A 5,597-nucleotide genomic window follows, 5' to 3' on the forward strand; every position below is an offset into this window, starting at 1 on the left:
ATAATCATCGAAGAATTCAAAAGGGTTTGGGTTTTAAGACACCAAATCAAATGGCCGAAGACTTTTATAAGTTGGCTGCCTAGAATCTCCCAAGGGAAAGTCTCCTGATAATTCAGCGTATATCAGTGAATTTTATGGTTTTTTTATAGATGATAGTTATTTTGAGTTTAAGGATGGTATAAGTTTAGATAGTATAGTAGAAGTCAAGGAGGAACTTGTTGATAATAAAATTTTTAAAATAAGTGATTTACAGGAATATAACTTTAAAGAATTTTCACTATATTTTTGTGAAAACTGCAATGAAAAGTTAGAAGGTAAAATATACGATAAATTAAAAGATAAAAAATCAATTATTTATAAAGAATATTATAACTATGTCAACTGGTCTTTAGCTCATAGTGGCCCATCTCCAAGGTATGTTATTATAAAATTAAATATAAAATGTAACTGTGGCAACAAATTTCATGCTTTCTTATATGAAAAGTATAAAGAAAATGTAAATATAAACTTAGAGGATAGTCTATTATTAGTTAATGTTACCAATTCTCTTCCTTTAGATAAGGTTATTCAAGGAGTTTTTACAAAAACAGAGATAATGAATTGGTTATATAAGTTACTAATAAGATGGAATTTTTTATTTAATAAAGTTTATTTAGTTTCACCATTCGTTGGACATCAGTTCTTAAAAAATGATAGGGTAGTTGCAACTTGGACTAAGATTTTTAAATTCTTAGATCCCAATAAAAGTACAATTATAGTTAGAAGAAATCAATTAACCAACTTCAAGAAGTCATATAATGAAATTAACGACATAAAATATGAAGATTTAGAAAAATTTAAAATTGATTCTAAATTTATTAATACATCAAAAAGTAAAGGTAACTTTCATGCTAAGTTTTTTTGTGGAATAAAGGATGGTAGATGTGAGGTTATGAGTGGTTCAAGTAATTTAGTTGAAGGAGTGTCATATGAAGTTATAAATTTTAATACTTTTTATAATAATGATATTTTTTTTGATAAATATTTGAAGCCATTAGAACTGGATATGTCTTTTAATAATGAAGAAAGTGGATACTCCTTACTTTTTGAAGAGGATGAAGAATTTAAAATTACACCAAATTCAGAGATTATGAATAGAGAGTGCTTTAAAATTATTTTTGGTAGTGATTGTTAAGTTTTCATAAATTTCATCTAGAGTAAGTTAGATCTTATTAGGTGGATGAGGTTCAAGAATTATTCTTTGGAAGTTTTGAGAGCTTTTAATATATCTCAATGCAGAGTTTATATTTTTCCAACCAACATATTCCATTAAAGTTTTAAGGTCCCAACCATTATCACTTGCCCAATGTGCAAAACCCCGTCGTAACGAATGGGTACTATACAATTCTGCTGAATCAATACCCGCCTCAGAAAAAATAGTGCGTATCAGAGGAATTAAACTATCAATATGTAGGGCATCAGATGAAATTTTCCCCCAACGGTTGACTGAGCGAAATACCGCACCAGAGCTTAATTCGCTAATTGCCAACCAATCAGAGTAAGCCTTAACAGGGCATAGTTGATTTAATTTGGGTACTTGAAAATATTGTCCATTTAATGCTCGGTCACCCTTAGTTTGAGCTAGATAGCAGCTTAAACCTTCAGTATGGATTTCAATATCCTCTATATTTAGGCGAGTAAGCTCATCCCCACGAAAACCACGCCAGAACCCTAATAGTAGCAGAAGCTTATTACGGGTATATCGAAGCTGTTGTGCTAAGCTTCCCGAAGTTTTGGATTGTTCAACCATTTGATCAAGATAAGAAATCGTTTCTTTTAACTGTAAAAGTTGTAATGGTTTAGCCTGTTTTTCCTGTACAGGGTGAACCACTTTAATCCCTTTTAAAACTTTTTTGACAATCGGAGCTTTAGTGGGATCAGGAAAACCTTGCTCAATATGCCATTGAGATAAAGCAGCAACTCTTTGTTTTAGAGTGTTGATTGATAAAACACCTGCATAATCAGATAAATAATGAGCAATGTGGTCAGCAGTTGCAGGTAATAAACCTTGCCATTCAAACTCATAATGCTGAATTGCGGTTGTATAACTCTTCTGAGTATTTTCTCGTATCGAGGCTTGTAAATAGAGATCAACTTTACTCATATATAGATTATCCACAGTGAGCGACTGAATTTTAAGTAAAACCATCAAACTGGACGTATGTAACCATCTAGCAATAAATTCACCATCTTTTTATTCTAACACAGGATAATGTCTTATTATCCTGTGTTAGATATTTGATACAAAATAGGCAATAGTCAGATAATTTTAGTATGTTATTATGTATTACATAATACAGTATGATTTATTTAAAAGGATTTGATGATGTCTAGATCAGGTTTAACTAAAAATATGGTTAAGCAAGCAAGAGATGTACTTATCTCTCAAAATAAGTATCCATCTGTAGATGCTGTTCGAATTGAACTTGGCAATACTGGATCAAAAAGTACAATCCATAAATATTTGAAAGAGTTAGAAGAAGATGAAGAACAGGGTGTTGGTCAAAATCTGTCTGTAAGTGAGACTATACAAAATTTGGTTATACGATTGTCTGAACAACTTCATTTGGAAGCAAATATTGAAATAGAAAAAGTTAAGGAGACCTATCGCATTAATGAGGAAAAACTTAAAGAAGAGATAGGATCTTTACGTAATGAGTTGAATCAAACAGAAATTTTGCTTCAGCAAAGTAATGAATCAATAGCTAAACAAGATGAAATAAATAAGGCGTTAAAAGTTTCTTTAGATCAGGAAACTCTTGTTAAAAATCGTTTAGAGCAGCAAGTGGTGAACTTGACTGGATCATTAGAGCAAAATAAAGGGTATCTAACTAATTTGGAAGATAAATATAAACATGCTCAACAGTCTTTGGAGCATTATCGAGAATCTGTTAAAGAACAACGTCAGCAAGATTTGCGTAGACACGATCATCAAGTTCAATTGTTACAGGCTGAAATACGTCAATTACAGCAAACGATTGTAGTAAAACAAGATAAGTTAAATGAACTTTCTTTAGAAAATACGAAACTAGCAACAGAATTATCAATTTCAAATGAGAATAATAAAAAATGTGAAAAGTCCCTTGATGATTTAGGTAAGCAATTAGAGCAAGTTAAACAACATGAAACATCATTGTTATCTGGATTAAAAAGCCATCAGGAAACTATTCAAAAATTAGAGATACAGCTAACAAAAGTAACCCAAGAAAAAAATACTTTAGATCAATATGCTAAAGAACTTCATGAAGATCTGATAGCGAGTAAAATTAAATTTGAGACACAACAATCAGTTTTTACACAGTTACAATCAATGTTGGCTATGCAAAAGAGCATTAAACCCTATGACTAAAATTACCCTAAACTCAGTAACATTTGATTTTTCAGTAGAAAGCAATTCTGAACAGGCTTTCACTTATGTTAAATCAATCGGGTTTAACGCCTATATTCCAGAGCGGTACAGCTCCATAATTGCATCTCAAGTTCTATGCCTTGCAAAAAGTAGGATTCTTAACTCCTATACTATTTTAGATACTATAAAAACTTTGGAGGGAATTGGTTACCCAAGTAAACTAAAAGCTGAAACTGAATTTATGCGACTACCACTTAAGGGCTTATGGCATAAACATTATTTACCAAATAATATTCAGGCTTTTGCAAAAAATCTTATTAATTCGATAAAAGTTGAGGAATTACCATCTTTAGATGAATTGGCACATGAAGCAGGAGTAACCAATGAAGAGCGCTATCTTACTGAACGGGATATTGCTTTAATTACTCATGATGCAGTCGTGGGGGCTTGGGAAAGACGTTGTCGAAGTGCCTCTGTTACAGGTGAGTGGATTATTTATGCCAAATATCAAGGTCAAAACTATTATTTATGTTTAGCAAAACATTCTGATGGCGATGACAAAATTAGAGCTCTAATTGATGCTATTTGCATACATGAATTTCCTTTCCTGCAAGATATTTTAAGTTAAATTTAGTGAATAATTCTTGACAAATTTTATTTGTCCTATTTTTACACGTATCTCGGCTGTACCCGGACTACAGCATGTATTAACCATGTATGGCGGTATTATCGCTCCGCCATTGATTATTGGTACAGCCGCGGGACTTGAACCTGCGCAGATCGGTTTATTGATTGCGGCGGCGCTTTTTGTCGGTGGCTTGGCGACCATACTACAAACCGTCGGTGTGAAATATATCGGTGCAAAATTACCCTTAGTACAAGGTGTTTCATTTGCAGGTGTGGCGACGATGATTGCCATAGTAACCGCAGGCGGTGGGCTTTCTGCTGTTTATGGTGCGGTGATTGTTGCATCTCTAATTGGCTTTTTTCTAGCACCTTATTTTTCAAAAATTATTCGTTTTTTCCCACCGATTGTGACTGGTTGTGTGATCACTGTGATTGGCCTTTCATTGCTGCCTGTAGCGGTACGCTGGATGATGGGTGGGAACAATAAAGCACCAGACTGGGGAAGTGCTGAGAACATCAGTTTGGCATTTTTAACTTTGGGTATCGTGATTGCGCTGAACTTAACCCGTAATGCAACTATCCGACGTTTATCTATTTTGTTAGCCATCGTCTTCGGTACGGTGCTGGCTTATGCCTTTGGCTTTGGCGATTTTTCTAAAGTTGCAAATGGTAACTGGATTCAATTTCCAAGCTTCTTTGCTTTCGGTATGCCAACTTTTGAGTTAAGTGCCATTATTGCTATGTTGATCGTGACTTTAGTGATTATGACTGAAACGATAGCAGATATTATTGCCGTTGGGGAGATTGTTGGTACTAAAGTGGATGCTGAGCGTATTACCAATGGCTTACGTGCAGATATGTTATCTAGTGCAGCAGCGCCAATCTTCGGCTCATTCATGCAAAGTGCTTTTGCACAAAATGTTGGTTTAGTAGCGATTACTGGCGTGAAAAGTCGCTTTGTTGTCGCAGCGGGTGGAATGATTTTAGTCGTATTAGGCGTTCTGCCAATTATGGGGCGACTGATTGCAGCGATTCCTGTCCCTGTATTAGGTGGTGCTGGTTTAGTTTTGTTTGGAACGGTTGCGGCAAGTGGTATTCGTACCTTGGCGAAAATTGACTATAACGAGCAAAAGAACCTCATCATTGTTGCGACTGCGATTGCAGCAGGGATGATTCCAATTATCGATCATTCTTTCTATGCAAACTTCCCGAAATGGGTGCAAACACTCTTCCATTCAGGCATTAGTTCGACTTGTTTGATGGCGATTATTTTAAATATTGTGTTCAATCATTTGAATTTATTTAAAAATAAAGAAGTGACTATGAGCAAAGATCAGGTTAAAAAACCAAGCATGGCGATAGATGTGCATCATTAATCATGGCAGATCTTGGGTCTTGAACCATACGATGATTCATAGAATATAGTTTGTATAGAATAAATAAAGCCCTCTAAATTGAGTAATGCCAGTCAGTTAAGAGATTGACTGGCTTTTTCTTGGGTATTTTTGAGGTTTTCCTTTTACAACCCTTGGATAACTCCTCACTCTTCTCTCAGGTATAACATACCGATTAGATTTCTCCA

5 protein-coding genes are annotated in these 5,597 nt (G+C 34.4%); 4 read left to right on the forward strand and 1 reads right to left on the reverse strand.

The annotated features are described in order from the left end of the window. The first annotated feature begins 595 nt into the window (after positions 1-595). Entirely contained in the window at positions 596-1,174 is a 579-nt protein-coding gene (locus FTU37_RS16170) for a hypothetical protein (RefSeq protein ID WP_180124659.1), read from the forward strand. A gap of 27 nt (positions 1,175-1,201) precedes the next feature. Here FTU37_RS16170 and FTU37_RS16175 read toward each other — a convergent pair whose 3' ends face one another. Further along, complete coding sequence (locus FTU37_RS16175) at positions 1,202-2,188, reverse strand: site-specific integrase (protein ID WP_180124660.1); 987 nt, start codon at positions 2,186-2,188, stop codon at positions 1,202-1,204. 177 nt (positions 2,189-2,365) lie between these two features. Between FTU37_RS16175 and FTU37_RS16180 the strand changes: the two genes are divergently transcribed. The 3 genes from FTU37_RS16180 to FTU37_RS16190 are packed head-to-tail and all read left to right on the forward strand — an operon-like array spanning position 2,366 to position 5,391. Continuing rightward, on the forward strand, positions 2,366-3,388 hold the full coding sequence (locus FTU37_RS16180) for a DNA-binding protein (RefSeq protein WP_180124661.1): 1,023 nt from the start codon (positions 2,366-2,368) through the stop codon (positions 3,386-3,388). Next, on the forward strand, positions 3,381-4,016 hold the full coding sequence (locus FTU37_RS16185; RefSeq protein WP_180124662.1) for a hypothetical protein: 636 nt from the start codon (positions 3,381-3,383) through the stop codon (positions 4,014-4,016). Before FTU37_RS16180 ends, FTU37_RS16185 begins: the two co-directional genes overlap by 8 nt. A gap of 16 nt (positions 4,017-4,032) precedes the next feature. Further along, positions 4,033-5,391 (forward strand): nucleobase:cation symporter-2 family protein, encoded by a 1,359-nt coding sequence (locus tag FTU37_RS16190; protein ID WP_373686337.1) that lies wholly within the window; start codon positions 4,033-4,035, stop codon positions 5,389-5,391. The last annotated feature ends 206 nt before the right edge of the window (positions 5,392-5,597 follow it).

The sequence above is a fragment of the Acinetobacter sp. YH12097 genome, from assembly GCF_013419225.1.
Lineage (GTDB): Bacteria > Pseudomonadota > Gammaproteobacteria > Pseudomonadales > Moraxellaceae > Acinetobacter > Acinetobacter amyesii.

Bases quoted from the DNA above. Each gene is read 5' to 3' on its own strand.
- FTU37_RS16170 (WP_180124659.1), top strand. From the start codon at position 596: ATGAATTGGTTATATAAGTTACTAATAAGATGGAATTTTTTATTTAAT.
- FTU37_RS16185 (WP_180124662.1), top strand. From the start codon at position 3,381: ATGACTAAAATTACCCTAAACTCAGTAACATTTGATTTTTCAGTAGAA.
- FTU37_RS16180 (WP_180124661.1), top strand. From the start codon at position 2,366: ATGTCTAGATCAGGTTTAACTAAAAATATGGTTAAGCAAGCAAGAGAT.
- FTU37_RS16175 (WP_180124660.1), bottom strand. From the start codon at position 2,188: ATGGTTTTACTTAAAATTCAGTCGCTCACTGTGGATAATCTATATATG.